We start from the raw sequence: 26,167 nt of genomic DNA, 5'->3' as shown, positions 1-26,167 counted from the left end.
CCCTGTGTTTTTTCAAGGTTAAGTGAAGCCCATCGTTCTTCTGATATAGGGTAAATAAATCCACATCCCTTGATTGCGGCAACATTTCCATACTGCCCTATGTAAGTATGTAGCTGAAAAAGATCTTCACGCTTCACCCCAAATTGTGAATCAAATGCTTTATACTTCACATCAAATACGAATAAACTCTCATCGATTTCTATAACAAGATCAGGTTCAAGTTTTCTCATATAACCACTGAGAGCACCAGATGCTATTTGCTGACGTTGCTCGAACTTACCTAGCAGGCGTAGCCCATCTCGCTTAATGAGCTTACGAATGAAATATTCAAACAACATCGAAATATCGAAAAAGAAAGCACTCGAATCCTGCTGCGAATCAAAATCAGAGCCCTTCCGGTCAATGACTTGCTTAGATAAGTCAATGAGCACGTTATAATCATTGTAGAAAGGGTTGGTGAAATGAGAAGTCCTCAAAATTTCTTGCTGTGACCTTTTAATCCCCTGATTGGCAGTCAGAAATGCACTATAGATATTTCGTGTTTGGTGACAAAATGAGTAATGTGCGACTGCTTCATAAGCTTTTATAAAAAGTGAAGTTGCAGGGCTGTCGTAGCTGTGCTCTCGGTACGAGCATAAATATTTTCCAGATGACTTATTCTGGAAATAATCTGTAGCATTTATAGTTCCCCTTACGCGGGAAATACGATCATTTCTTGTAATATAAGTCTTTGGCAAGCCCAGGCGGTATGCTCTCTTAAACTTAATGTTCCATAGATATGCTAAAAGCCACTCGTAACCGTCTGCGTGACTTTCTCCTCCAATGTTTTCTAATTCGAGAAATCCATCGGCATCTGCAATGATGTATTGAAGGAAAGCATCACCAAAACGTGAGCTGATCTTCAGAGAGTAATCTCCTCGCTTAACAAATCCGATTAGATTGCCCGTGTCGAGATTAAAATTTCTTGCATCCGTACCAGAGACACCGATGAAACCGCCATCTGTATTGTGTTCGTAATCTTCATCATTGAAGAGTATTAAAGCATCGGAAATATTATCATTCAGCGTTTTTTCGACATCACGAGATACCGAATTCAAAAAGTGCCAAATTGCAGACTCGTCGTTATGAGGATAGGTCCATTGTCCTTTTGATTTGGCACTAAGGGTTATCGACTTTCCTAAACGTCTATTTGTCAAAATGCCTTCGCTGACAAAATAGGACTGGTTATCGACCAGTGTGCCGTTCTTAATGATATCGAAAAGCCACACAGTTTAAACCCCAAATGCCTTTCCGAAGGAGCTAATCAGTTCAGTCTCCTTACCTGTTCCACGAAGATACTCCTGTAATAACGGACGAATACAATCATCCCATACACGCTCTCGTACCTCCGAAACTGTAAGGCTGGTTGCATACTTCAAATCCATCAAATAGGCATGACCAATTTGGTAATCATTACCAAGCAAAGGCTCTTTAGCTATCAATTCATTCAAGCGTTCAAGGTTATCCACCAGGGGCAGCCAAGCTTTGCAAAATTGGTTCAAATGGTATTTCAATAGCGCCATATCAGGCACCACTTCTTCCCAACGGAATCTTCGACGTAAAGCGAAGTCAAAACTTTCGACACTTCTGTCTATCGTGTTCATCGTTCCAATAAGATAGATGTTTGTTGGAATGAAGAACAAATACCCTTTAGCGTCCTTAAGCATACCAGTATGTTCATTGTTCAGATTGGCATATTGGGTTTTAACGCAACCTCTAGTGCCTCGGTATTCCAGACAGTACATTAACTCACCAAAAACGCGAGACAACTCAGCTCGGTTTACCTCATCAATTATAAAGAAAAATGGTGGTACTGCTTCCGATACAAGCTTGGATATATCTGATATTTCGAAAATATCCTGCCAATGCTCGCCTGATAACTTTTCTCTAAACGGGAGAAGTTCCTTGATAGTAAGAGACTCCCACTTCTGAGTAAGTCCAAGCCCATACACATCGATTTCCCACTTACCAGCGCTTCGGCAAAACTCTTTAAAAACACCATTTTGCAACGTTAATTGAGAGTTCCCATCACTGTCCAAAACAGGACGTAGCCCTTCCATAAAGTCTTCATAACTGAAAGAAGGATGAAATTGAACCAACTCAATCTGACTTGCATGTGTGAGACGGCTGTAGGGAGCAAATTCCTCTTTCCAGATGTCAAACAAGAGCGAAGTTTGCAGGCGAGCTTGATAAGTTTTCCCTGTCCCCGGCGCACCGTATTTAACAATCTGCTTCTTTAAACTGAATGGGTTTGACAAATTCTCGTAAAGCACCCAAACAAACTGACTAAGATAAAACTCATCAGTTTTACCTTCCCGAAGCTCATTATCAAACTCGCTTTTGATGCTCTTTAATAGAAAAATGTTTTTAGCAAACCAACTTTGATTTTCTTCTGCTGGGTATGCTGGAATTATTCCTTCGCGTATAAGCCAACTAAAAACCTGATTAAATTTACCGGAATCAACCGTTGTGGAGACTTCGAGCGTACAAGCTGCTGCCACTCGATTAACGAGAACAGGGTTGTTGGATTTACCTTGGTTAGACCACGAATCAGAAAAAATCGTGAAGTTTTCACTGTTTGGAATCAATATAAATTTTTCTAATGCGGATATGAAATTCTTGTTTTTAATGAATGACTGGAAATTGTCATTGCTCAACACAGACTGTCCGCGAGAAGCGATACCGTTGCTCTTCTCATAGATTAACTGCTTCAGAAAAGCTTCATCATTTTGAGACAAGCCTTCTCCAGATGTGATTCGCTCACGAATTTGAGCGACCTGACTGTAAAAGTCACGATAGGCTTTGTGCCATCCATTGACTTCATGTTTCCTGTTCTCAATAAGATATTTATATAGGTTTTTCAGTCTACTTTTCATTTATTCCCTTGTTACTGGATTATCGGACACACATCTTGAATTCATTTTGCGCTTTTGTGAGAGACTCATTTAGCCTGTAAACAGTAACCAAAGTCTTCATCGCTCCTGACGGAACGACCACAAAATGCAAATCACTGTTACTGTGCCGCCAAATATCAGCTTTGTTACTATATTTTTGGTTCTTATGAAGAGCTACCTTTTCAGGCAAAATTGCTTTTGTCAATGATGAGCTAAATAACCTTGAAGTCAAAGCCTTCCAAGGATGCTTAGGTACGCCGTCTGAAAGCCGTTCCACAAATCGTTCTAGCGCGTGACGAGTCACCACGACAGGCCCAATATTCGGAACGTTGATGACCTCATCGATTTCTCTCACTGTAGCATTATCGACGCTGTATTCTTCGAAGGAATGTGAGAGCCAATCGTCCCGCTTCTCTACCGAGATCTGTGCTTCCTGGTATCGAGTGAGCAAAAACCTAGTCAGGCTGTAAAGTGAATGCTGAGTTGAGCGTTGTTTCTGTAACTTTTTGATAGCTCCTTTACTGACTCGGATTTGAAGCCCATTACCGCTTCGGTTACTCCCCATCATCTCTTTCACTGACAGTAGGTGATGAATAGCATAAAGCTCAGCTGCAATTGGCTTTTGCTGCTCAGGTAGCTTGTCGTATTGCTCACCTAAATCGACCTTTAGCTCACCACCTCTTCGAAGTCCGGTCTTCCAGTAAACCTTAAACTCACCATCAATCTGCTTTGTTAACAGGGTTAATACCATCATGTTTGTTTCTCCTATTGGTTATCTATTTTTCATTCTCCATGTTTTTTCAAATATGCAAGGCGCAAAAAAAGGGGCCGAAGCCCCTTGGATCAGATATGAACTTTAGGAAAGCCCATGGCACCGTAAACATTCAGCACATCATTCCAATCCCAACTTTTCACGCCGAGTGACGTTGGTATAGGAGGGATCAAGACTTGTGTCAGAATGCCTTTTTTCCAGGCTTTTTTCTTGAGTTCATTCGCTGCATTCAGGCCGGTCTCAGAGAGATCGTGATCTGCCCAGATGTACAGCATTTTCACATTACTTGGTGGTTCAAACCTAGCCAGTAGCGTTGCATTCACAACCGACCAACATGTTTGCCCCGTTGCTCTGGTAACCGCTAAAGCCGTTTCTATACCTTCAGAAACACCTAGTACTTCACCAGGCTCACCTATAGGAATGGCACCACCAGTGATTGTTCTGTCACTTGGTATCGGCATCATCTTTTTAGGCTTTTCAACCGGCGCTTTGAATCCATCTTCACTTAGGTAGATCCGATGAAACGTGGCCGAACGCCCTTGCTGAGTAACGATTTTACCTAGCAGCGCTGGGTAGCTATCGATAAACAGGCCATCTTCATCATGGTAAGGCAAGTTTGGATGAAACCTCAGCACCGAATCCCATTCAGGACGAAGCCGCGTCACAATGCCACGACGATGCAAGTAGTTCCAAACTGGTTGCGCACGAGTATCTGCAAGAGAAAACGTTTCTCCCCAGGTTTGATTCAAGCGATGGATAATCGCTTTGTCCTCGTCCTGCTTTCTAGCCTTCCAATCAACAGCGTTACTCGGTATTGGCCGAGTAGGCACTTGTATTTGTCCGGGTTGAATACCTAGAACTTGGCCGATTGCTTCAATAGACTGAGCAAAGTTCCATCCATTAATCCAAGACAACAGTTCAAAGCCATCATGAAAGATACCGCAGGAGTTACAAACGCCACCTCCGGTATATTCAGCATCTTTGAATAGCCTAAAGCCATCACGACCGCCATGAACAGGACACGCCACATGACGGCCTTTTCGAGCAATGGCGGCATCAAGTTCTGGCACCAATGCCGCTAATACTTGAAGCCATTGGCCATTAAGATATGGCCTTACTGTTTCAATTTGTAAAGGTAACGCCATATAACCTCCTTAAGTAAAAAGCCGACTCCTACCACTGGTGGTAAAAGTCAGCTTGGGTCCTGCATTGAGCCGTTTGGTTAATGCAGGAACGTTAGTCAAGCTGGATACCATGTCGTCTTAATAGCCACATGATGGACTCACGAAGCACATCAGGATCGACAACCGCAGCCATTGCGCAAACACGAAAGCAAAATGGCGTTAATTCGTCATTTTGAATCCACGACAACACATCCTTGCGCAACCGAGTACTGACACGACCGTCCAGCAATACACGGATCGCATCCAAAAGAATGCCTTCGCGTAACTGCCAGATTTCCGTGTCAGACCAAGTGACTGGGGCATCATCAAACTCAAATATAAATTCGAGCTGTGATAACGTGTGTTGATGGGACTGCTTTTGTGATGAAGGTGAATGGGCAATGCGCCCATTCATTAAAGATAACCGCGTTCGGCAAGCGAAACGCAGCCCTCGTATGCGACCACGACATGGTCAAGCGTTCGAATATCAACAAGTGACAAGGCGTCACGGAGTCGATGAGTGATGCGTTTATCAGCTTCACTGGGTTCAGGATCACCCGATGGATGGTTATGAACCAGTATCACTGCTGCCGCATTAAGTTCTAGCGCTCGTTTTGTTACTTCCCTTGGATACACGCTCGCCGCATCTAAAGTGCCTTTGAACAGCTCTTCAAATCGAATGACACGATGCTTTGTATCAAGAAACAGCACGCCAAAGACTTCGTGCTCATACTCGTGCATCAGTGTTTGCAGGTATGAGAACGCCGACGATGGCTGTTCAATTTTTCGACCTTTACTCAATCGACCACGGGCAAGCTTGAGCGCCATATCTAAGATATCCTCTTCAGTCACTTGCTCAGGAACGATATAAGTACCGGCTTCTTCGCCAGCTAAGAACTTTTTGTTTTTCATAGGAGTCTCCCCAAAAAAAAGCGGAGACGAACCCATGCCCTGAAGGGGACGGAATCGTCCCCGCAGGGTGGTAAATTTGATGTGGTTACTGAATTAACAGTTGTTGTGTTACTTCGAATAACTCACGCTTCAGATCTTTGACGTCGTTAATCACGATGCTTTGAGGAAAGAATTTCTCAACACTGCGTGTTTGAATCCCTATTCCCAGCAGCTCAAAGCCACTTCGTCTGCATCGGTCAACAATGTCATGCGTGGCAGCCCAATCATCTGGGTCACCATCCGTTAGCACTATCATTAGCTTTCGCTTCTGTTTTTGCGCTAACAAACTGTTTGCCGCAAACCACATCGCTTGTGCCATAGGCGTACAACCTCGTGGTTTTTGGTCAAAACAGGCGGCCCGATGTCGAACCGATTGCTTGGGCAATAACGCGATAGAAACTTCCTGATGAATACCAGGAAAATAACTGACCGCAGGTACAACACCCGGTATGCCTTCCAGTGCCATGGCCAAAGCCAAAGCGGCTTCATTGGCAACATGAAAGTACTTGCGATTACCTTCGCCAATGGGCTTACCCATTGAGCCCGATATATCGACAAGCAAGTGCACAGCAGCATTAGGCGCAATGCGGGGCTGCCTTTGAATAAACAATCTCGACTCACCTGCTTGTGAAGCGGCAAGACGATGTGTTGCAACTCGAAGACCGTGCTGTTTGGCATGATTCCGATTGTCCTGACTGGACTGAACCATGCCCCTAAGTCGGGCTCGAATTTGAGCGGACTCAGACGCCGATAAGCTCAAGATGGCCTCATCACCCAACATAGCCTGCTCTGCTTGGGGCAAACTGAGTGGAGTGACGCCCTGATGTCCTTCAGCTTGTTCCGACAACACTTCTGCCACTTGTGCAAAGGTATCGGGTTCAAACTGAGCGGCACTGGCCTCTAAGGCTTGTCGCAAATTGTCAGCTTGATCAGAGTTATCAGAATCACCCGTTTCAGCAGCATCCCCTGTTGCAGACGAACCTGTTTCCGGGGTTTGACTGTCACTACTGCTATTGCTGTCATTACTCGCATCTTGTCTAATGTCATTACCGCTATCAGCATCCGACTCATCCTGAGGGGGACGAGATTCTTCTTCCAACATGGCAACGATGGCATCGACAAGTTTTAGCACTTCACCTGTAGACACCAGGCTAGGCACTGCTGTCAGCATGGCGCTTAACCGGCTCATCGCTGCGGTAGGAAAGAGTTGTCTTACTCTTTCATCAACTGCTTGATACAAAGGCGTCAGCGCTTTCTGGCCCAGAAAATGGCATCTCAAGCGGAACAACAACCAGGCTTGCAAGTTAGATGCAGGCTCAAGCTGTTCAGGTACACTCATTTGCTGAGTGTCCACCATGTACTCAATCACTTGCGAAATACTGCGCCGGGTTCCGGGGTAATCCTTTGCCAATTCGTTTTCAATGCGAACATCCTCAATAATATTGAGAAGTGCCTTACGGATCGGCTTGGACGACGCCTTCTGCACCATGTCAAAATTGGTATGCCGAATATGCGCCGCTTCATGAGCCAGATAACCCCAAGCTATCTGTTGATAGTGTGGGTCGTCTGGGTTTGCTGTTGGGATCACAATCCGCTCACCATCTGTAAACGCATCTTGTCCTTGAATAAGCACCTTCACACCAAACTTTTCGCCATAAGCGGCGGCAACAATTGGCAGTGCATTTTTTAATGGATGATTCATGGGAGTCTCCTAATCATTAGGGGGAATACTCCCTCAGCGGGAGCGTTTCCCCGCTGGGAATGTGATTGTTTAAACCTGTGCTTCTAGCTTATCCAGGTCGTATTTTTGACCTAACCAAGCCACCAATTGAGCTGGACTCTCGTGCTGCTCAAATGACGTTTTAAGCTGGTCTAAACTCAGGATGTCATCCAATGTCAGACCGTACTGGTCTTGTAACTGAGTAGACACCTCGTGTTGATATTGCAGCCAGGCCCGCTCATAAGCGGTTTGCTGCAATGCTATGTTTGGAACAAATACCATGGCCGTTACCCAAGCTCCTTGTGCGTCCGCATCTGCGATCAAAACAGGGTTCTTGGGGATCACGACACTATGTGTTGAGTACGACCGTTGTACTAACGTTCGACAACACGCCACTTCTGGTATCGATTCACTTTCAACCGCATCAGTCACACCACGAAAATGTGCTTCAAACTGCTTCAGTTGGCTGGGGTTATGGATGGTTGATTGCATAATTTCCTCTTACATAGTTCAGAGGACATGCGCCCTTTAGGGCGACATGCCCTCAAGGACGTTAAAAATAAAATGAGTTTGGTACAGTCGAACCAAGGTTTGGTCTGACGGTTGGTTGTGGTATTGCACATAAGTTATCTGGCTGAGCAGATACTGGCTGTGCGGGTTTAGGTTCAGGTTTGGGCATCAGTTGTCTGATATCCAATTGACCTTCACCGTGCATTCTCATCTTGTCTGGATCAGACAAAATTAAAATGGTCGCCATCAGTTCGTGATAGAGATTGTCTGTCACAGGGCCGGTCTTCGGCAGACGAACAAATAAATTGTCCATCGCTTCGACCATCGGCTGGACTCGATGATCCAGGAATGACAAACCATCCAACTTGTCTCTTAACCGCTTCAGAGGATTAAGGGCTCGCTGGCTGATTTGATTCTTACCTGCAACGGAACGCTCAAACAGTTCATTGGCATCACGAGCCACCTCCCTAAAGAGGGTGTGTCCCATGCCATTGACCTTGTCATCTAAGCCACCAGCTTGTTCAGCCGGTTGCATTCGATAGATGGCATAATCGAACTGAAGCCGTTGTTCCACATCTTCAATGGGTGACAGCGCACGCCGGATTGCATCTGCAAATTCCGGGTGTTTTGCAACCCAGTCAAACGTCACCTGATCATAGTTGTCCAAGAACAACTGCTTGCACTGCGCAAACTCCTGACCGATCCGGTCAAGCTCTGGAACAATCTGATCAATTCGGTCCTCAGGGACGGCATAGCCACCTAAAAACCGCACACCGACTTGCTCACACAAGCGCTGCGCTTCTTTCTTAAGCCTTTCAAAGTTCGCCAATGCCTCAGGGGCGCAAATTTTTTTACTCCCTAAGCTGGCAACATCCTTCGGTGGAAGTTGGCTGCCATTGGCTAGTCTGAAATCTTCAGGCCTTAGTTTTTTTCTACCGCTCCAGATGGAACAGTCGATGTGACAAATCAAAAGTTTGTCGAGGGTTTGAATACTCATAGTGCATCCTCATGCGAGATGGGGACGCACCACTCCCAACAGGAGCAATGGCCCCCGTTTGGGTGGTAGTAGTTGACGCGCTAATGGCAATACCACTATCAGAAATAGTAATTTTGCGAATCAGGCGACGATTGGTTGAGATCGATTTTCACAGGCATTAAGTCCAGTGCTTCAGCAATCGGGCGAACCCGCTCTAAATCACTACCTAATAGCCTCAATACATCTTTTTCCAACTTCAGTTGGTCGGATACTTCTATCCCTTCAGGACTCGCTACTGTGAGCGAACACAGAGGTGGTAATTGACGCTTAAAGGCCAGTAACAGCAACAATGGCCATGGGCCATCATCCGTGTTAACAATGCCAGCGCCTTCACCTGACACCATGCTGATTTGATTGGTACTAGGTAATCTGCTTTTGCAAAACCCTAATGACCATTCTCCAATCCTGACCTGGTTATCATCAATAACAGCCAAGCCATAGGCTTCAAGCAGCTTTGCCATATCGAACAACGCTTTTTGCGCCAGCGAGATTTGGCCATTGACGTCCTTGCGAGTACGAAACTCCCAACTGACGTTATTGGCGCACGCGACGCTATCTAGCGCATTTGAGAGTTCAAATGGCCGCCCTTGATGATCAATGCCGACTTGTCCAACCAATCGATAACCCTTGTTGATTTTCTCATTAATTCGTCGGTCTGCTTCAGCGTTAGGATCAGTCGAATCAATCAATCGCTGCTGCGACAATTGACCAGCTTTTCCAAACCGAACTTCAATCTCCTGGGTGTCTGATCCAACGTAAATGGCCCATTCTTTGGCTGTCCCATCAGAATGACTGTAACGGTAAAGAGCAAAGCACTTTTCCATCATCAATCCTCCCAGTGGTCACCGAAGACATCAGCGGCAATACGGTGAATGGCTTCACGTTGCTCCAACTCAGCACGAGCCGTCAAAGACCGAACCAGTGCATACTCCACTGCGTTAGGAGCGCCTTTAAAAGCAAGTGTTAACTTTGCCCAGCGCACCAAAGTCCGAGTGGACATGGTGATACTAAGCTCTGCACCGCCATCCGTACCCCCAATAAAAAGACGACGGATGTCACCAGCCACTTTCACCATTTTTTGGCGAAAGACTTCTGGCAAGCCAGGCGCAACGTTCTCCAGAATGGCTTCCTCTACAGAAGGCTCTGCATAGGTCGCTTCGATGATTCTAAAGCGATCAAGAAAAGCCAAATTCTGTTGGAGCACACCTTGATACAAGCCCGTTTGGTCACCGCTGCCCGCACTGTTGCCGGTTGCGATAAAACGAAACTTGGTATGTGGCATGATGATCTCTCCGCCATTTTGTGCGATGACCAACGGGGCACCTTCCAAAATGTCATTGAGTCCAGCCAGTTCAGCAGGCTCAGCAAGATCCATTTCATTAATGATCAGCAAATGGCCATGCTTTACAGCCAGTGCTAACGGTCCATACACAAAGGTCATGTTGCCATTAACCAGCGTGTGGTGACCGATAAGATCGGACAACTCCAATCGACCATGTGCAGTAATTTGCTGAACAGGCCAATTCAATCGAGAAGCAACTTGGCAAATTAGCGAGGTCTTACCGCATCCCGTGGGGCCTGTAATATACAAACCGTCACCGTCGGGGTTAGACAAGAACGCCAATACGTCACGTAAGTCTTCTTTTCTAAAAACATACTCGTCCTTGCGAACGGGAATGTTTGGATGGGTAGTGTCGGCACCAAATCCTTCCAGAACGAAAGCATCAGGAGCCGGAACATTAAACGCTTGATTCACTTGAACCAAAAATGGGGATTGTTCAGTCATGGTAAACCTCATCTGTTTTGACGAGGCCCCATGCCCCAACAGGGACTGAAGTCCCCGTCGGGTGGAGTGTTGATTGTGGTATGGCTGTGTATGTAAGAGTTCAGCTCGCTCTATCATTCGTACCCAGCATTGGCTACGAGTGAAACTGCTTTCTGATGCACTCGATATAAGCGCATGAGAAAGGAGCCGAAATCGGCTCCAAGTGAACGTTAAAAGTAAAATGAGCTCGGCGAGTCACCTGGCAGAACCAAGTTTTCTTGCTCAAGACTGATTTTGATTGGTGTTTCAACGGGCTGCTCTGGCTTATTGGTGCTAATGCGCAACCGCTCTTGTGGCGCTTTTCGGTAAGCGGCTAAAACCTGTTCATCCAGCTCGCCTAATTTATCGGTGGCCAATTGCTTATAGTCCACCGTACCTGCCATCATGTAGCGGCTGAGTTTGACCCCAGCATAGTCGGCATGAGCGTAGTTACCCATCATAGCGACCAATTTCGACTGAGCTTCTCGCATTTCCTCTTTCAAAGATTTAATGTGATTTTCCAGTCGAACCACTTCGGCATGTGCTGAGCAATACTGCCGAGACAGCGATGTCCAGCGGTATTGGGCTTCACCCTTGGGAACAAAACAATCTTGCTCAGGGCATTTTGACGGTTCTTTTTTAGTTTGAACTAACTCCCAAAACTGAAGCGCCGTTTCTTGCAATTCAGTTAAGAACGCAGCGTCTCGTTGTATTTCAAACTCAATCAGTTGATCCTCAAAATAGAATACCAACCAACCACGCGTGCTATTGGCGACCAGTATTTGATGCTGTACTTGCACCCAATACAACTGGTACGCCTCGCTTTGTTCTCGGTGAGCTTGCACATTCTCAAAAACTGACTGGCAAGGACATTTCAGTTCAACGGGTTCGCCCGCATCGTTGATGCCATCAAAGCTGGCTCGAAAGATTGCGTTATGATCGGCTTCTGCACATAACGGCAGAAGAAAGTCATTATGCGCATTCTCAAATGCTCGCCTTGCTTGAGGCTCCAACCGAATACCGCGAAGCACATTAGGATTATTCGACAGGTCTTCCGGTAATACGAATCCGGTTTTTTCTGCCCATAATCGCCAAGGTGTTTTGTAGGGTGAACGCCCCATAATAATTGGGGCTTCAGATGCCGTAACCCCTGCAATGCGCCACTGGTGCCATGCAGGAGTACGCTGTGATAGGTCGATAACCTTCATATTGCCTCCTTTGAGGGGAGACTCCCCCGAAGGAGAGAACTCCCCTTCAGGGTTAAGTGGTTACTTTGCAGCTTGTGCTAACGCTGTTTGGTGCTGAACAACACTTGCTTGAACCGAATCAATTGCCGCTTTACCGGCTTGAATCGAACCTACGACAAGGGCAACAACCAATACCAAGCGAAAAAGTGAGGCTGATTTAGTCATGGAAGATCTCCAAAAAAAAAGACGAGACCTTCCCCCTGACGGGAGAATAATCCCGCCAGGGTTCGTAAAATGAATGCGTGGCGCTAAGAACCTAAAGGCTGTGTGAGCGCTTTGGCTGCTTGTTGCTGTGCATTAAATATTTCTTGTTTCGCAAACGTCAGTTCAACACCTTGAAAATGTTCATTGGCATATTCCAATGCACTATTCCAAGCGTTTGAAGCTTCCGCCCGCTCGATAAGCTTGTAAACAAGCCCTCGGGTTCGATCATCAACTTGCTCGGGTGGAATCACTGATGGCTCAACAACGTGTGTTGCTTGGCCTTCGATAATTCGCTCCGCTTCGTCTTGATCGAAAATTCCCACAAAGCCAAACGCAATGCGGGAACACTGGATCATGGATTTATGTCTTAGCATTCGCTTAGTGTGCGTCTGCCATGGACCATCTACACGGTAAGGGCCATTTTTGCCGTTACCTTCAAAAGGCGGTCGATAGACTTCATCCAGATACTCAGTGATTTTGACTGGGTGCGAACGGTCGCGCCGGTAGATGATGCATTCCATCCATTCCGGGCATTCTTTCGCACCATCCAGGGAGACTTTGTTTTCTGAAGTCTTAAACTCCATGCCATCAAACTGGTCGTGTTGATTGATGATGCGAGACCATCCATCGACACCTACCACTGGAATAATTCCAGCTTGTTTATCAGGGAACGCAAAAATCTCTTTGGTGAAAGGGTTCAAGCCGTACTGATCTGTAACCACCAAGAGCGCCATCATCTGCTCATTGGTCGGTGCACTACCGTCACGTTGCTTGAATGCTGTTGCTTTTAGGGTATCGAACAGTTTGTTTGGATCGACACTAAAGCGCTCAGCAAAGCGTTGGATTAGCTTTGGTTTTTCCATTGTGGACTCCGACAATCAAAGTGGGAGTCTGACCCTGACGGGAAAGTACTCCCGGCTGGGTTAAAGCGTTTTCGCTCGGTTAAAAATCTGGTTCAGGATATGTTTGTGCCCAATTACCTTGGGAGCCCGCATCATCTGCCGGTGATGGCTCGGATGCTTTGTTCACACTATCAAGAAGCAGAAACTCGTCCGCGTCCACTTCGGTCAATCGATACTTAATCCCATCTTTCTCCCATGAGCGCGTGCGCTGAGGCCCTTGAACAAAAAGCTTCGCTCCTTTTTGGATCAAATCTTTTGCTCTTAGCCCTAACTTAAATCCACCACGATCTCGAAAAACAACCCGATGCCATTCCGTATGCTCTTTGAGCTCATTGGATTGACGGTCGCGCCATTTCTCAGAAGTGGCCAGTGAAATGCTGGTCACCAAATCACCTGATGGATAGGCTCGCGTCTCTGGCTCAGAGCCAACGTAGCCTATGAGTGTTACTTGGTTTTTCATGATGTTCTCCTCGTCTTAGTTGAACTCTGTGCACACAGTCGTTTCTACCCGGCTGGGCAAAGAAGACTGACGACGCAGATAGGTTGGTATTTCGAGTAAAGCCATGTCGTACTGATGTGGCTCTTTGTAAAACGCAGATGTCAAACGGGGCATACCAGGAGCTTTAGGCACTGCCATTGGACGACGTTTTGGTGTTGGTGTGAGCAATCGCTTGATTTGAGTAAGTACAAATCGAAACGGACGCACGCTTTGACGAGCAAGCAATCGCAAAAGCGACCAGCTCAGTTTTGCTAGCAACATAATGCCCGCGATTTGGATAATAAATCCGAAGATATATTCCATTGGTGACTCCATAATTTGGTTTTGAAGGAGTCACCCCCAACTGGGGAAAACTCCCCCAGTTGGGTGGTGAAAAGGCGAACCGTAAGGAACGCATGGTTGAGCATGTAAGAACATGCAGGCTATTTGTTTAAGGAGGCTAGCTACCTCTTAGTACCACTGAGAATACTCAGCGGCGGGCTTCCTTTGAGCTCATGCTCTCAGGCGCAGATATCACTGAAACAGATCAGCAATATTTGATAGTCAGTGTAACCGTCTTATCCAGACAGGATAGTCAGAAAGATGCTCAATTCTTCCACCTAGCTGAAAGGCCATTACCTCACAGAGGATTAGTCTAGGGACTGATTATTGTCATATCAGGAGCAAACTTATGGCCCAAGCAAAACCCAATTACTCAAAACCCATCTTTGAACAATCATTCACAATTAATAGCTTACAGGCGCAACGTGTCGTTGACCGTGTTTTTAGACGGACGGTCAGTGCGCTTTACGGAATCGATGTCATCCTGCGCATCATTGGCGATGAGAACGAAATTGATGAAGTGGAACAGATCATTAGCCAGTTGATCGAGGATTGCGCTAAGGCGGTAGACAACGAACAATCTCGTTTGGACAAATTGATGGAGTCCAACGGCATCGATGAAGTACCTGACTACACCGACCCGATTACCTTCAACGCTAAAATCAGCTCGCCTCAGGTTGGCCAGTTTGTCGGCTTAGTGCGCAAACTCGATTCGTTGATGATCTCAATGGACACACTCTGGTTATCTAGCGTGCTTAGTAACAAGCAACGTGTTGATGGCAACTACGCATGGCAACAGCGCATTATCAAACTTGCACGACGCATTATTGATATCGAAATTCGTGCACGAAAATCAGCCCAAGCTAAGGGTAAAGAAGCAGAAGTTGAGCAAGCGGTGCCTTCAACCGATGACGATATCACTGAAGAGGAAACAGATACTCCCGCCAACTAGCGAACGGCTCCCATCACACAGCCCCTCTTGAAGGGGCTTTTTCAAGATACGACGCAAGGCTTGCGCTGCATATAACTATTCAAGCATTGGTTATATATGATTTTTGTAAGCGTGGTAGTTATCGAGTACTTGATGATAAAGCATGGCCGACTTTTTTCTTGCGGCAGGATGGAAGGCATTGATGAAGACAACCCCGTCATTAACATGCACTCGTTCGCTAACTTTTTTAAGCTCAGGGAATACGTAACGTTTAACTTGATTATATGTGCCGCAAAGCACAACAATATCAGGGTTAATCAACTCAATTTGCCTTCGAACAAAAGGGGCAAATTCTTTGGCATGGGCGTCAAATGATTTTTGGTCGGTTCGCGCACTTCCAGATGTTTTCCTTATATTTATGTATGCAATATTCTTAACTGCATTTTTTTCATTTAATTTAGCATCTCTCAGTGACGGCACAGCCCCATCATATTTTTGAAGTCCGTAAGCCCAACGCCCCACCCGACGAAGAACCTTTCCTCGCCACCATCCACTTGCCTTCACCTCAATAGCCCTATTAATAGCGTTGACAATATTTTGCTTTGCTTCATTTGTTTCCTTTAAAACAAACAAAACTTTTTTACCACAACTATCCCAGTCCTCAGTTGAAATCACTCCATCGTAGTTGAAATACCAATCCTTCGGGAATGCCTCTGACCATGCAACCATTAACTTATCAAGACAGTCTATTTCTGAAACATATTTATCATCCATAGGAAAACTCAGGCTGGTTCTTATAAAACATCATTTGGATAGATGGGTAGTTCCATTAGGTAGCCATTCAATATTTAAAGTGCCACCACCAAAACGCACAATCCCTTCCTTTTTCGGCAGCTCGTTACATTGACCTCGGTATTCTATGAAATTATCCAGAAGTTCAAGCAAGTGTAATTTGAAGCCTGATTCGGTGACCTGATCAAAAATGTCATCTTCAAGAGTCCAAGATGTTCCGCTTAGGCGGTCTTCGTCATCTTCCGCACGAAACACCACCTCACCCGACACCTTCACAATGTCAGGGTGTTGTTTTGAAAGCATAGACAAACGAGTAGCTTCAAAGTTTTGATCGAAATTAGGCATTATTAATTTTCCTTTTATCATAAATTTTATATGTGCCAGACTATCAGCTTTTCCTTTTTGCAGCAGCCTCCTAAGTCTGAAAATGGTAAAAAATAAGAGCAAATTGCGCACACGCTGAACAGAAAGTATAAGAGGCCCAAAGTGCCAAATTGGTTACCTTAAGGCGCAATAAGCTCATTAAAGTAACCATGATGGAACATTATTGGCAAAGCTGTTTTAGATGGATACGCTCAATTATTCCCCGAAATTTCTTCCGTTGCCTCATGACGCAGTTTCTGAGCATCCATTCCGTTTAGCCGTTCAATAGCTCTTTCTGCGGCACTCTGACGATTTCCATCCACGTTTAGCTTACTTCCTGAGCCTGTGAGTCGTTCCAGATCCAGTGACGGTACTTCGGGTAGGTTGCCCGTGATCGACAAGATACCTATCCATTCATCCAAATTGACTTGGCTCCAATCTACCTGATTTAACTGACTCGCGGTCAAACCTTCACAGTTTGGTGACTTGGCACTGCCCCAGCCAAGACCAAGTTGCGGACGTACTTGTTCTTGAATGATCCGTGAAAGCGGCGAAGTAAAGCAGCAATATGATTGCCGTTTCTCAACACAGGCACCTAAGAACTTAGACTTGCAGTAAGAGCCCACGTAATGGCAACTCTTCAATACCCGCTTGGCGTTCATTTCAAACTCACTCTGCTCACATTTCCAGATAAGCTGAATGAGGATCATGGTGACTGAATAAATCATGTAGGCCGTCATAACCGTACTCAGAACCGCGCCCGCAGCGCCACCCAGCGCAAAGTTACCACCCGAAACGACACCATCGGCTCCAACCGCACCACCAACGTTACTAAACAGAGCCGATTGTGCCCCCGAACCAAAGGTCGTACCTACCCATTCAGCCGTTTTGTTGGTCAACACCTGCATGAAGCCTGTCGCTGCTTGCTCTGCTCCCGCGCCAGCAGCCGTTGATGGCCCAGCCCCCATGAGAGAGTCCCATGCAGACACAAAGGGCTCTTTGACCGCACTCCAGGTACTGGTGATTGGTTCCCTGAGCGTATTCCAGGAACCATAGATTGCCGAAGACGGATTCATGGCCATGACTGCCGTATCAAGCTTGTTGACCGCCACTATCATCGTGATGTAGTCCGATAACGACACGCCACTTGGCTTTTCACAGCAATCCACTATGCCGCCAACGGCTTTTTTGCACTGGCCAGCATTACCTTTAAAAACCGTACACTCAACGTTATCTTGGCCATCAGCTCCCGTACATGACATATCATTGGTCATAAACTGCGCAGCATTGAGCATCGCAGCGGCCTCTGCAAAGTTAGCCTGCTTGATTGACTCTGGCTCTAAACAATCTGTGCCCATGCAGCGAACTGGCCCCTCACAGTTGTATTGAGTTTCCATTCGAGCGTTTTGCACTTCAACGCTTTGTCCGCAGTCATACACCAAACTTTGGATATAACAGAAGCCTTCATGACCAGCCCCGCCTTCAGTGCATTCGGTTCTGATATACTGGCAGGCTGGGTTTTGCTCTAGCGCGGCACACGTATTGGTGGTCGTGTTTTGTCCGTTATTGACGATGGTTTGCGTATTACCATTGGCATCTACCCAGCTATCTGAGCTGCCCATATTGAACTCTGGATGAGCAGTCGAAGCATTGTAGGTTGCTCTTGCCCTCCAGCATGAGAGTCCCAGTCCATCAGAGCTGCCGCGACTGGTTAAATGAGCAGGAGACGAAACAACCGCTGGATAAAGGCTCCCAAGATTGGCCAACTCGCCACTACCAACCGTTAACCCTTCAATTCGTTTTGTGCCCGTATCCAAACACTGCCACTGCACCGTAGTGAACTGATCCGTTTGCATCAAGCATTGGTCTATGCCGGGATCACTTGATTGATGAACAACGTCCTGTTCTAAGTACTTACCGGAGAAGGTCAAGGAAGCGCTCAGTTTCGCAGGAGCCAAACACTTCTGAACTTCTCGGCTGCAAGTATCGAAATCGACTTTGTTCCAGCCGGACTCACATCTGGAACGAGTGATCTCTTGGGGTTCATGCCACGAAATAATCGACCCATTAACAACTTTACACAATGAACCAACCAAGGTTCCTTTTGGACAGGTCATTTCAGGGTATTTAATAGACGGTTTCGTCTCAGTCACCGTCTCCTTATTGCCCGTCAATGAGAGTGTCGTTTTCCAACCATTTGCCTTGGATGGCGACTCGGTGATTTTTATCTCAGTATTTTGATTATCAAAAATACTCAGCGTCGCGTTTCCAGTTTGCATGGTGTTGCTGTGCTGTGGAACAAAGCTGAGCGTTTCAGAGCTAAAGCAACCGCGCTCAATGGACCAGCTTTGTTGATGGGTTTCAGCGGATACACGTCGCTCTAACTGACACTGAGTAAGCGTGCTGATCTTTTCGCACACCTGGTAATCCGGTACATGCTTGGTTTCAGTAAATGGCGTAATCGTCTGAGTAGGCTCACAGGCCTCAAAACTACTCGGCATAAGATTGGATACCACGCACTTTGGATCGCTGGTTTGCAATCCACAGTCATAGGTATCGGTAAAACGAATGCATTCACCTTTATCATTGGTCTCGGCACATTCTGACGACATGAAGCCACAGGAAGGGTTCGCTTCAAGCACTTGGCAGGCCTGATTTTCAATCCCCTTATAGCTTTCGTCATCCACACTCACTTGTACACGCCGACACAAAGGCGATATGCCAGCCACAGGGCTTGGGGCAAAGTAGGATTCACAAACTGAAACACCATTGACCACCGTACATCCGTTGGTTGAAGACGGCTGATCCGTGCATTGAATGCTGTAGTCTGAAAACTTCGTCGGGATATCCGCTGCTTGTTCAATACAGGATTGCGGTGACCAACTATCATTCATCACCACCTTGGTTGGATCAAAGCGCACCTTTATGCGTGCATACCCCTCACCACTACCAGTGACCGATACGCGAATTTTGACTGGCACTTCTAAACCTGGCTCTACCGCTTTTAACTTGGCGGTGAGGTCAGTATTAGGATTGCGCTCCCAACTGGTACTGAGCTCGCAGCGACCTGCCGTTTCTGGTGGAAAGTTATTGTTCGGCCCAGACCAGACTTTCTGATCGCCAAGCCACACTTGCATGTAGTCATCCCATTTTGCGTACTCAAGAACGGCTGAGGTAATCGCATCGGGATTCACGACTTTGAGTGTGATGGCCTGTTCAAATACTTTACAACTGCCACTCCAGTAGTTGTCGCCAATTCGTCCTATCCAAACTTCAAGACACCCCTCACCACAAGAGCGAAGGTTCATCGACCCTGAAACATGCTCAATAATGCCTGCCGTGTAATCGTGAGTAATAGTGCAGCTGTTAACAGCTGTATTGAGCCTGTCACATTGCTGGTAATTTGGGCTGCCTTCACCTTGAGACTCACAGCCGGGGAAGCTTTGAGTTAATAGATTGGGGTCAGTTTGAACCGCGTCAGTTAATGCCCAAAGCGGATCATTGACCATATCTGGCCGAGACCTGTCTTTGATTTGCTGTAGCGAGCGAAATGCTTCACCCGTAGCGCCACTTTCGGATGCCATGCTCTCTTGGCGCTGCGTCCCCAATTGATTCATACTGGCATCAGAGCCATAAACGCCCATTAAGATATCCAATGAGCCCTGATCCATACCAGGGAAAAGCTCTTGCAAGTTAATCGTCTCATTACCACTGCCATTCGGCACCGACAATGTATTGCCATTGAGTGCGGGCATCGTCCAGTTTTGCAGCAATTGCTTACCTTCTTGTTGTCCGCTTAAGCCGGATTGGCGCTGCACATCAGCGGCGACACCATGTAGGGGCAAGCACGCCATAGTGATAGATAAAATACCCGCTAACACTCGGGTGAAAAGTGTTGGTTTCATGGTTAACCTCCCGAGTTACAGCAGTCTTGCCAGCGCCACAAAATGTAGAGCGCATCTTCACCGGCACCGGGGATCGTTCGCCACTCTCCCCATTTCATGGTGCTTTCACCGATGACATGCGCACTTTCAGTTTCTGGTACAGGGAAGAACATACTCATCTTGTATTGGGATTTCGGCAGCATGGGTTCGATAACAGGTCGGCATAGCGCACTGTTCCCCATTGTTCGCCTTGCAAGACCACGCCTGTGTTGAGCCGCGATTGCACGCGCCGCTAAATGGCTGGTGTTTTCTGCTAATGAACCAAAGGCTAAGGTGTGGCCAGATAACGGATAGAGATGGCCCCAACTGCCAGCACACCAAAACAACTGATCGATGGGTTTACCAAGCGTTGATGAAGCAGCGTCAGCGGTACAAGCAGAGATAGCCAATGGATTAGCAACAGCAGCAGCTTCAGGCTGAGTAAAAAAGGCCAGTTCATCGTTCAGCCATGTTGGGTCCAATTCCGACAAATACATCAAGTCAAAATCCATGTAACCATCGGCATTGCAATTGCCATCCATGAACAAATCGAGCATGACCAAAAGCGGAAAGGCGTAATAATGGTAATGGTAGAAAGCAAGATCACCGGTATCGTATTCACCTTCACCATGACCACCTTGCAATCGCCTATCACCTAACGGTAAGCGAATCCCTCCAAGGGAAGGCGAACAACCCGGCGTTCTGACCAGTTCAATCAGACGCGCTGGCTCCCACATGCTGGTAACAATACCTGGCCTTGGCACACCTAAGTTGTCTTCACATAAGCAAAACGACTTGTTTGATGCGCCGCTTGGGACACTGCCAGAGCCAAGTGGAAGACCTGCAACCCGGATAGGAAAAATGCATGACCAGCAAACATCCGTCAGCAACTTACCGGACAATAAACCCGCGTCTGGGCAGGTCAGTTCGGCTTTAGCAGAAATAGATGCGCCCAGGACAAACATGACAACGAGAGTCCGCAACAGACGATACGTATTATTGAGCTTTTTCATGAACAAGCTCCTTTGCTGGAATTTCTTCTATTTCAAACGCGAGCCCCTTTGCTTGAACAAACGATGGGGTGACTTGCAAATCAAAGCGCTGCTTTAGCGAGGCATTGAGAAGGTAAACCGGACTATCCAATGTCTTTTCGAGCGCATTGAGGCGATTCCAACCTTGAGTACGGTCGAGCTGCGTGGTGATAAGCGTAATGCGGCGCAGTGTCCTATCTTGCGTCTCAAGCCAATGCGCAACTGCGTCCACTTCTTCAGCGTTCGACGCATTAAACACCACAAGCTGCTGAGTAAACGGCAAGGCTTTGAGCGGGTTAATACGCGTTCCTGCTGGGATCAATGTTCGGCCATTGGCATCCAATAGTGGCCGCTGCATGACGATGGTTGGATCAACCGTTCTTATCCGATACTGCGTGGCTTTGGGTAAGTCAGTGAAAGTTTGGCGAGACCAGAAACGCTCAATGGCTTTTTTCTTTAACGCGCCCAGGTCAAGCGACTGTAAACGCTGCATCGCCACTTGCATTAAATCCGGTTCTAAAATGGAATGAATAGGACCGCGTTGACCCAATGAACCGGTATTGCCTGTTTCAATTTGACGCTGCAACCAGTCCTTGCTGTAAACCCCTAGTGCACTTGCAGTCACCTTGTCATCTTCTATGCGGAAAATGGCAGGCACGCTAGTCACCCGCCAGTGCACAAAGGCTTTCGGATCGATTCGAACCTGAGGAACAGGATCAAGTCCCACCATCAGCGTATGCCAATCACGGATAGCCGCCCCCAAGGTCTTTCCTTCAGGAATTCCCCGAAACAACACAATAGCGCCGGTTGCACTGGCCTCTTTAAATAGCTGCTTCAGTGAGGCATCCCCCAGTGAAGACGACGCAAAAATCAACCATTCATCGTTGTGTTTGAGCGACGCAGGTTGTTCAATCGGTGAAAAAGGCTCGATAAATTCAGATGAACCATCCACAGCACTTTGTAAAATGCTGCGGCTCATTTCAACGATCTTTTTGTCCTCGTCAGACAACGGATAAGGCTCTTGTGCCCAGGACACTTGAACCCAAGCCAATGGAGCAACCAACAAAAATAAGAGGCATAGTCTTCTCATCATCCACCTCCTACCAAAGCGGCCAAGCGCGACCAACAATCTGCTCGCGCTTAACGGAATTCCAATAGCGGGAGTCAAAACTCGTTGCAGCCTCACCGGAAAACCAATATTCGTTTTCTTGCAGCGTCAATGAGCGGCTAAATTCTGTTTCAGCCACACCAAGACGCTGGGCTAGTGCCATGCCGGTTGAGACTTCAGCACCGTTCACCAGCACATGCTCAGGCGTCACATTGACTTCATCCCCAGGCATCCCTGTTAGGCGTTTCAGCATCCGAGTACCGTCGTTATATAACGGAGCGAGTCCTTTTGAGTGGAAGGCATACAAACCCTCCTTAACGGGCTCTTTATTCCATAGGTCAATCAGATACACCGTGGTATCAGGCAGACAGCGCTCTTGCTGGGTATCAATACCTATTCGGTAGCGCATCATGGCGTAGGTGCCTACCACGGCCATGATTAACGCAAGAACGGTCAAACGGATGAGATATGGCCGCCAAGGCATTTTTTTACGGAGTATCTGCATGAGACACCTCCTTTGAGCCTACTGGCACAAATATGGAATCATCTGCACCCACCACCGCTTGGGCATCCAGCACGATAAAACCGGCTGCTTTTAACTTTTCAATTTGCTGATTGGTCTGAAGCAACCTAGATTCGATGTCTTGTTCGCTGGCATTAGGGCCCAGTGACAGCACAGCCTCCCCAAAATCCACGACTGCAATGGGCGTACTTAACGCCAACTGGCTGTGGATGGGTTCGAGTGTTTTCATTAAAAGCCAGCTGGTCATTAAACCGCTACCAGCAATAGACAAAGTAATAGAGGCCATAAATGGCCAAAGCGTGGTCTTATTCATAGCCTCGCTCCTTCAACAACTGAGAGATGGCATCAGCAACAGAAAGGCCTTTGCGCGTTAACTGTTTAATCGCGTTTACATCTTCTGCACGGGACGAGTACAACAGCTTGTGAAACGGATCGACGATGAGGCGGCCAATCCCGGTGCCCATTTCGGTAATAAAGAAAATTTCGGAATAGACACCAGTGACGGTATGAACGGTTTTCAGGTATTCATAACCGCCTTCACCCAGTGGCAAGCGGCCTTCTTTTTTGAGCGCGTTGATGGTTTCAGCTTTTTGGCCAAGCAGGTACATATTGGCCGAGTTTTCAGCGATGGCTTTACCTGTAGGGCTGTCATACAAATCGTTGACAGACTGCGTTACCGTTACAGCACTGCCGCCATATTTTCGAAATCGCCGGTAACCCGTCTCGATGAACTTACCGACATCACCTTGAGTCAGCAGATCCCAGGCTTCGTCAATGAACACAATCTTGCGACGATCCCGCTCACCTAAGTACATCTCTTGTTGGATTTGGTAGATAAGCTGAAGCAACACCACTTGTTGTAGATGCTTGCGCCCCTTGAGCTCTTCCAACTCCAAAACGGTGAAACGGTTTTTGAAGCGAATATTGTTGTGACCATTAAAGAAACGGCCATATTCGCCCTGTGTCGTAAACGGATAGAGCTGCTCACCCACGTCTTGCACACGTCGGTCTTCGTGATTTTTTAAAGCCTCTGCCACATCATCAACTAACATGGCACGACCTTTTTTCTCCCACAGTTCACGGGTCTGACGTTTTAAGTTGGCCATCTGAAAATCCGTTAATGACTGCGTAGGTGCGGCCATTGCGGCCAATAACCCAACCAGTACATCCGCTTCTTCGTCATAGTCCTCAACGATTTCAAACGGATTTAAGCAAATGCCACTGTCCCGCCCGAACTGTAAGAACTCACCGTCATAGACTTCACACAGCTTTTCATAAGAGCGGCCAACATCAATTACCCAGCATTGGCCTCCTTCTGATAGGTAGGAGGAGATGATTTCGTTCACCAGGAATGACTTACCCGACCCCGATTGCGCCGCGATGCAACAGTTGTAATTACTGCCCGAGTCATAAAGGGACACACTCATGATCTGGCCATTACGGGAAACAAAGTTAATCACTGGCGTACCTGTACCTTTCCAATCCGCAAACAAAGGCAACAGAGGGATCACATGCCGTGTCGCCATGGTCTTGAATCGAAACAAGTCGTTCATCGCTTGGCGGTCAGCACCAAATGGCAAGGCATTCAGGAAAATGGGCAAACAGAAGTACTTGTCTTCCATCAGCTCAAATCCGAGTTCTTTGAAATAAGTTCGAGCATTTGAAACAGAGCTGATGGACGCTTCTTCCGTTGGTGAAAACAGCGTTAAGGTCATGTTTGCCCGAATAGGACGATCACCTTCTTGCAAGGCTTCAAAAAGAACATCAAATCCCTTTTTCTTGGCTGCAAGCACCGGCACAAACTTGAGCATCGGGCCATAGGCCTGATTGACCGCCCATTGACGCTTCGTCTCTAGACGAGATCGCATCGCCTCGGCTGAAGGAAAGTGAATGGTGACATTTAGCAAAAAGCTGCCGCGTAAACCGCGACTGCCCGTCATCATATCGCCCGCAAAACTTGCGGCATGACCAAACCAGATCCGCTCAGGCAAGCGCTTAAACGATAAGGTTTTAACTCGGTAATCACCCAGCATCAGACCTTGGCTATCCACCTTGATAGCTCGGTCATAATCCAACACTTGCTCCCTAAGTGGTTTATCTGCCTCACTGCGGATTGGTGATGGATTGCGCCAGGAAGCATCTTTTCCCCAGTTAAGCTGAGCACTTAATGCCGCGAGCCAATTTCGGTCAGTCATCTCAGTGACGCGAAAACCAACCGTTGCCAGCGCTTGCGAGAAAGAAGCCCGAAGCGCGGATGCTCGACTCAACTCACGCTCCGTCGGAATAGGACTTTCCAAAGGCAATTTGCAGGTGACGATCAGTTGAAAGTTGCGAACCTGAGTCTGGGTCGATTCTTCTATCGGTTGAACCGTGCCCCCATCGAGAAAATCCGCACGTTTGCGTATCGACGCCCTGAGTAATGGATCGGATTGACGATGCCGTAAGCCCATCATGCGCTGAAGGTCGGTTTGAATATCAGGCGAGGCGTACAGGCCAAATTGCAGCAAAGTGTCTTTTGGCCAGTCGTTGTTGAGAAGAACATTAACCCTGTCTGCAACAGACTCATCACCACCGGGCAATGGGTCACATAGAAAACCAAAGCCAACACTCTGGTCTTCCATGAAAAACAGTTGCTCATCGTCTGAATAGGCCAATACTGGCAACAGCTCAGAAGCGCGTTGCCCTGAATACAGAGAGGCTTTCATTAACGCCCCTCCAACCAAGCAGAAAGATCATAAGGACGGCCTCGGCTGATGCGACCATCATTGGCGACGATGAAAGGCACACCTTGAATTCCCAGAATTTGAGCGGTCACCAAGGTACGCTGCATTGGCTCTAAGTTGCAGGCATCATCCTGCTCTAGGTTACCAATCCGGCCATTGAGCAATGCATCGGCGGCCGCTTTCTTGTCACGCGCACAGCCAAGCTGGCGAACCTGACGCTCTGAATCAGGACCAAGCACTGGCACAGGGAGAATTTGGAAGGTGTATTCCTTGGTTAGCGGTAGGGCTTGTTTCAAAAGCTCATGGCAATGCGGACACCGGGGATCAACAAAGACCACCACTTTCTTTTTGCCTTCACCCAGCGTCAGTGGATTCAAATCATCCATTTTTAAGCCAAGACGACTTAAGTCCAGCGTGTTTCCCGCTTCTCGAATTTCTTCAAGACTGGTAAGCGGCTTTTTGGACCAGGCATCATAGAGCGTGCCATCAATGACGAACCGGCCACTGTCTGACATGAAAACAATACGGCCATTGCTTTCGACCGCTTTCATACCCGTGACAGGTAAAGAAACCATGCCATCAATTTTGCCAACGGGCGACACTTCAGACACAGGTTCAGCTTGAACCAATGGAGACAGCGCAAGCGCCAGAATAATTGGAGATAGTTTTCGCATGAGGAGTCCTCGTTAATGTAAATCGAGGCTCCAGTCT

The 26,167-nt window shown here is 47.2% G+C and carries 26 protein-coding genes; 1 reads left to right on the top strand and 25 read right to left on the bottom strand.

The genetic code is table 11. The features are described 5' to 3' along the window. The 16 genes from AACU98_RS07200 to AACU98_RS07125 form a co-directional block, all read right to left on the bottom strand. The coding region (locus AACU98_RS07200) for a 5-methylcytosine restriction system specificity protein McrC (RefSeq protein ID WP_161735743.1) at positions 1–1,268 on the bottom strand (1,268 nt) is incomplete at its 3' end. Positions 1,269–1,271: 3 nt separating this feature from the next. Continuing rightward, positions 1,272–2,915: an McrB family protein gene (locus AACU98_RS07195; RefSeq protein WP_161735663.1), complete on the bottom strand. Its 1,644-nt coding sequence runs from the start codon at positions 2,913–2,915 to the stop codon at positions 1,272–1,274. Positions 2,916–2,934: 19 nt separating this feature from the next. Next, positions 2,935–3,687: a hypothetical protein gene (locus tag AACU98_RS07190; RefSeq protein WP_024008817.1), complete on the bottom strand. Its 753-nt coding sequence runs from the start codon at positions 3,685–3,687 to the stop codon at positions 2,935–2,937. An 89-nt stretch (positions 3,688–3,776) separates the two neighbouring features. Further along, a complete protein-coding gene (locus AACU98_RS07185; RefSeq protein WP_049195488.1) occupies positions 3,777–4,850 on the bottom strand; it encodes a DUF7146 domain-containing protein in 1,074 nt (357 codons plus the stop codon). Between the two features lie 91 nt (positions 4,851–4,941). Next, positions 4,942–5,283 carry a hypothetical protein gene (locus AACU98_RS07180; RefSeq protein ID WP_049195487.1) on the bottom strand — a complete coding sequence of 114 codons (342 nt, stop codon included), beginning with the start codon at positions 5,281–5,283 and terminating at the stop codon, positions 4,942–4,944. After that, positions 5,283–5,780 carry a RadC family protein gene (radC, locus tag AACU98_RS07175; RefSeq protein ID WP_060554878.1) on the bottom strand — a complete coding sequence of 166 codons (498 nt, stop codon included), beginning with the start codon at positions 5,778–5,780 and terminating at the stop codon, positions 5,283–5,285. The genes AACU98_RS07180 and radC overlap by 1 nt, the downstream gene beginning before the upstream one ends. A gap of 85 nt (positions 5,781–5,865) precedes the next feature. Then, positions 5,866–7,521 carry a VWA domain-containing protein gene (locus AACU98_RS07170; protein WP_049195483.1) on the bottom strand — a complete coding sequence of 552 codons (1,656 nt, stop codon included), beginning with the start codon at positions 7,519–7,521 and terminating at the stop codon, positions 5,866–5,868. A 69-nt stretch (positions 7,522–7,590) separates the two neighbouring features. Then, a complete protein-coding gene (locus AACU98_RS07165) occupies positions 7,591–8,031 on the bottom strand; it encodes a hypothetical protein (RefSeq protein WP_049195482.1) in 441 nt (146 codons plus the stop codon). 61 nt (positions 8,032–8,092) lie between these two features. Continuing rightward, positions 8,093–9,046 (bottom strand): DUF3150 domain-containing protein, encoded by a 954-nt coding sequence (locus AACU98_RS07160; RefSeq protein WP_060554879.1) that lies wholly within the window; start codon positions 9,044–9,046, stop codon positions 8,093–8,095. A 98-nt stretch (positions 9,047–9,144) separates the two neighbouring features. After that, the gene (locus AACU98_RS07155; protein ID WP_004249383.1) at positions 9,145–9,912 is read right to left on the bottom strand and encodes a hypothetical protein; all 768 of its coding nucleotides are present in this window, start codon (positions 9,910–9,912) and stop codon (positions 9,145–9,147) included. Further along, complete coding sequence (locus AACU98_RS07150; RefSeq protein ID WP_004249382.1) at positions 9,912–10,871, bottom strand: AAA family ATPase; 960 nt, start codon at positions 10,869–10,871, stop codon at positions 9,912–9,914. The genes AACU98_RS07155 and AACU98_RS07150 overlap by 1 nt, the downstream gene beginning before the upstream one ends. A 209-nt stretch (positions 10,872–11,080) precedes the next feature. Further along, a complete protein-coding gene (locus tag AACU98_RS07145; RefSeq protein ID WP_060554880.1) occupies positions 11,081–12,097 on the bottom strand; it encodes a YqaJ viral recombinase family nuclease in 1,017 nt (338 codons plus the stop codon). 60 nt (positions 12,098–12,157) lie between these two features. Next, complete coding sequence (locus tag AACU98_RS07140; RefSeq protein ID WP_000167275.1) at positions 12,158–12,301, bottom strand: hypothetical protein; 144 nt, start codon at positions 12,299–12,301, stop codon at positions 12,158–12,160. A gap of 83 nt (positions 12,302–12,384) precedes the next feature. Next, positions 12,385–13,203, bottom strand: coding sequence for a phage recombination protein Bet (bet, locus tag AACU98_RS07135; protein WP_060554881.1), 819 nt, complete (start codon positions 13,201–13,203; stop codon positions 12,385–12,387). Between the two features lie 79 nt (positions 13,204–13,282). Continuing rightward, complete coding sequence (locus AACU98_RS07130; RefSeq protein ID WP_060554882.1) at positions 13,283–13,702, bottom strand: single-stranded DNA-binding protein; 420 nt, start codon at positions 13,700–13,702, stop codon at positions 13,283–13,285. A gap of 15 nt (positions 13,703–13,717) precedes the next feature. Then, positions 13,718–14,044 carry a hypothetical protein gene (locus AACU98_RS07125; RefSeq protein ID WP_060554883.1) on the bottom strand — a complete coding sequence of 109 codons (327 nt, stop codon included), beginning with the start codon at positions 14,042–14,044 and terminating at the stop codon, positions 13,718–13,720. A 367-nt stretch (positions 14,045–14,411) separates the two neighbouring features. Here AACU98_RS07125 and AACU98_RS07120 point away from each other — a divergent pair, with 367 nt between their 5' ends. After that, complete coding sequence (locus AACU98_RS07120) at positions 14,412–15,014, top strand: hypothetical protein (protein WP_022614423.1); 603 nt, start codon at positions 14,412–14,414, stop codon at positions 15,012–15,014. Between the two features lie 90 nt (positions 15,015–15,104). Here the strand turns inward: AACU98_RS07120 and AACU98_RS07115 are convergent, their stop codons facing one another. From AACU98_RS07115 to AACU98_RS07075, 9 genes are all read right to left on the bottom strand, one after another. After that, a complete protein-coding gene (locus AACU98_RS07115; RefSeq protein ID WP_000342215.1) occupies positions 15,105–15,767 on the bottom strand; it encodes a hypothetical protein in 663 nt (220 codons plus the stop codon). Between the two features lie 30 nt (positions 15,768–15,797). After that, a complete protein-coding gene (locus AACU98_RS07110; protein WP_001132435.1) occupies positions 15,798–16,130 on the bottom strand; it encodes a hypothetical protein in 333 nt (110 codons plus the stop codon). A gap of 230 nt (positions 16,131–16,360) precedes the next feature. Then, positions 16,361–20,053 carry a conjugal transfer protein TraN gene (gene traN / locus AACU98_RS07105; protein ID WP_034167062.1) on the bottom strand — a complete coding sequence of 1,231 codons (3,693 nt, stop codon included), beginning with the start codon at positions 20,051–20,053 and terminating at the stop codon, positions 16,361–16,363. 2 nt (positions 20,054–20,055) lie between these two features. After that, positions 20,056–21,084, bottom strand: a complete 1,029-nt coding sequence (locus tag AACU98_RS07100) for a TraU family protein (protein WP_024008827.1) — start codon at positions 21,082–21,084, stop codon at positions 20,056–20,058. Then, on the bottom strand, positions 21,068–22,195 hold the full coding sequence (locus AACU98_RS07095) for a TrbC family F-type conjugative pilus assembly protein (RefSeq protein ID WP_226894331.1): 1,128 nt from the start codon (positions 22,193–22,195) through the stop codon (positions 21,068–21,070). The genes AACU98_RS07100 and AACU98_RS07095 overlap by 17 nt, the downstream gene beginning before the upstream one ends. Before the next feature lie 7 nt (positions 22,196–22,202). After that, positions 22,203–22,715, bottom strand: coding sequence for a S26 family signal peptidase (locus tag AACU98_RS07090; protein ID WP_024008829.1), 513 nt, complete (start codon positions 22,713–22,715; stop codon positions 22,203–22,205). Next, positions 22,699–23,046 (bottom strand): hypothetical protein, encoded by a 348-nt coding sequence (locus tag AACU98_RS07085; protein ID WP_024008830.1) that lies wholly within the window; start codon positions 23,044–23,046, stop codon positions 22,699–22,701. Before AACU98_RS07085 ends, AACU98_RS07090 begins: the two co-directional genes overlap by 17 nt. Further along, positions 23,039–25,438 (bottom strand): type IV secretion system protein TraC, encoded by a 2,400-nt coding sequence (traC, locus tag AACU98_RS07080; protein ID WP_024008831.1) that lies wholly within the window; start codon positions 25,436–25,438, stop codon positions 23,039–23,041. Before traC ends, AACU98_RS07085 begins: the two co-directional genes overlap by 8 nt. Further along, positions 25,438–26,130 (bottom strand): DsbC family protein, encoded by a 693-nt coding sequence (locus AACU98_RS07075; protein ID WP_024008832.1) that lies wholly within the window; start codon positions 26,128–26,130, stop codon positions 25,438–25,440. The genes traC and AACU98_RS07075 overlap by 1 nt, the downstream gene beginning before the upstream one ends. Positions 26,131–26,167: the final 37 nt, after the last annotated feature.

The organism is Proteus sp. G4380 (assembly GCF_963885725.1).
GTDB classification, from domain to species: domain Bacteria; phylum Pseudomonadota; class Gammaproteobacteria; order Enterobacterales; family Enterobacteriaceae; genus Proteus; species Proteus mirabilis.
The sequence above is the reverse complement of the archived record's forward strand: the minus strand, read 5'-3'. Positions and strand labels throughout refer to the sequence as shown.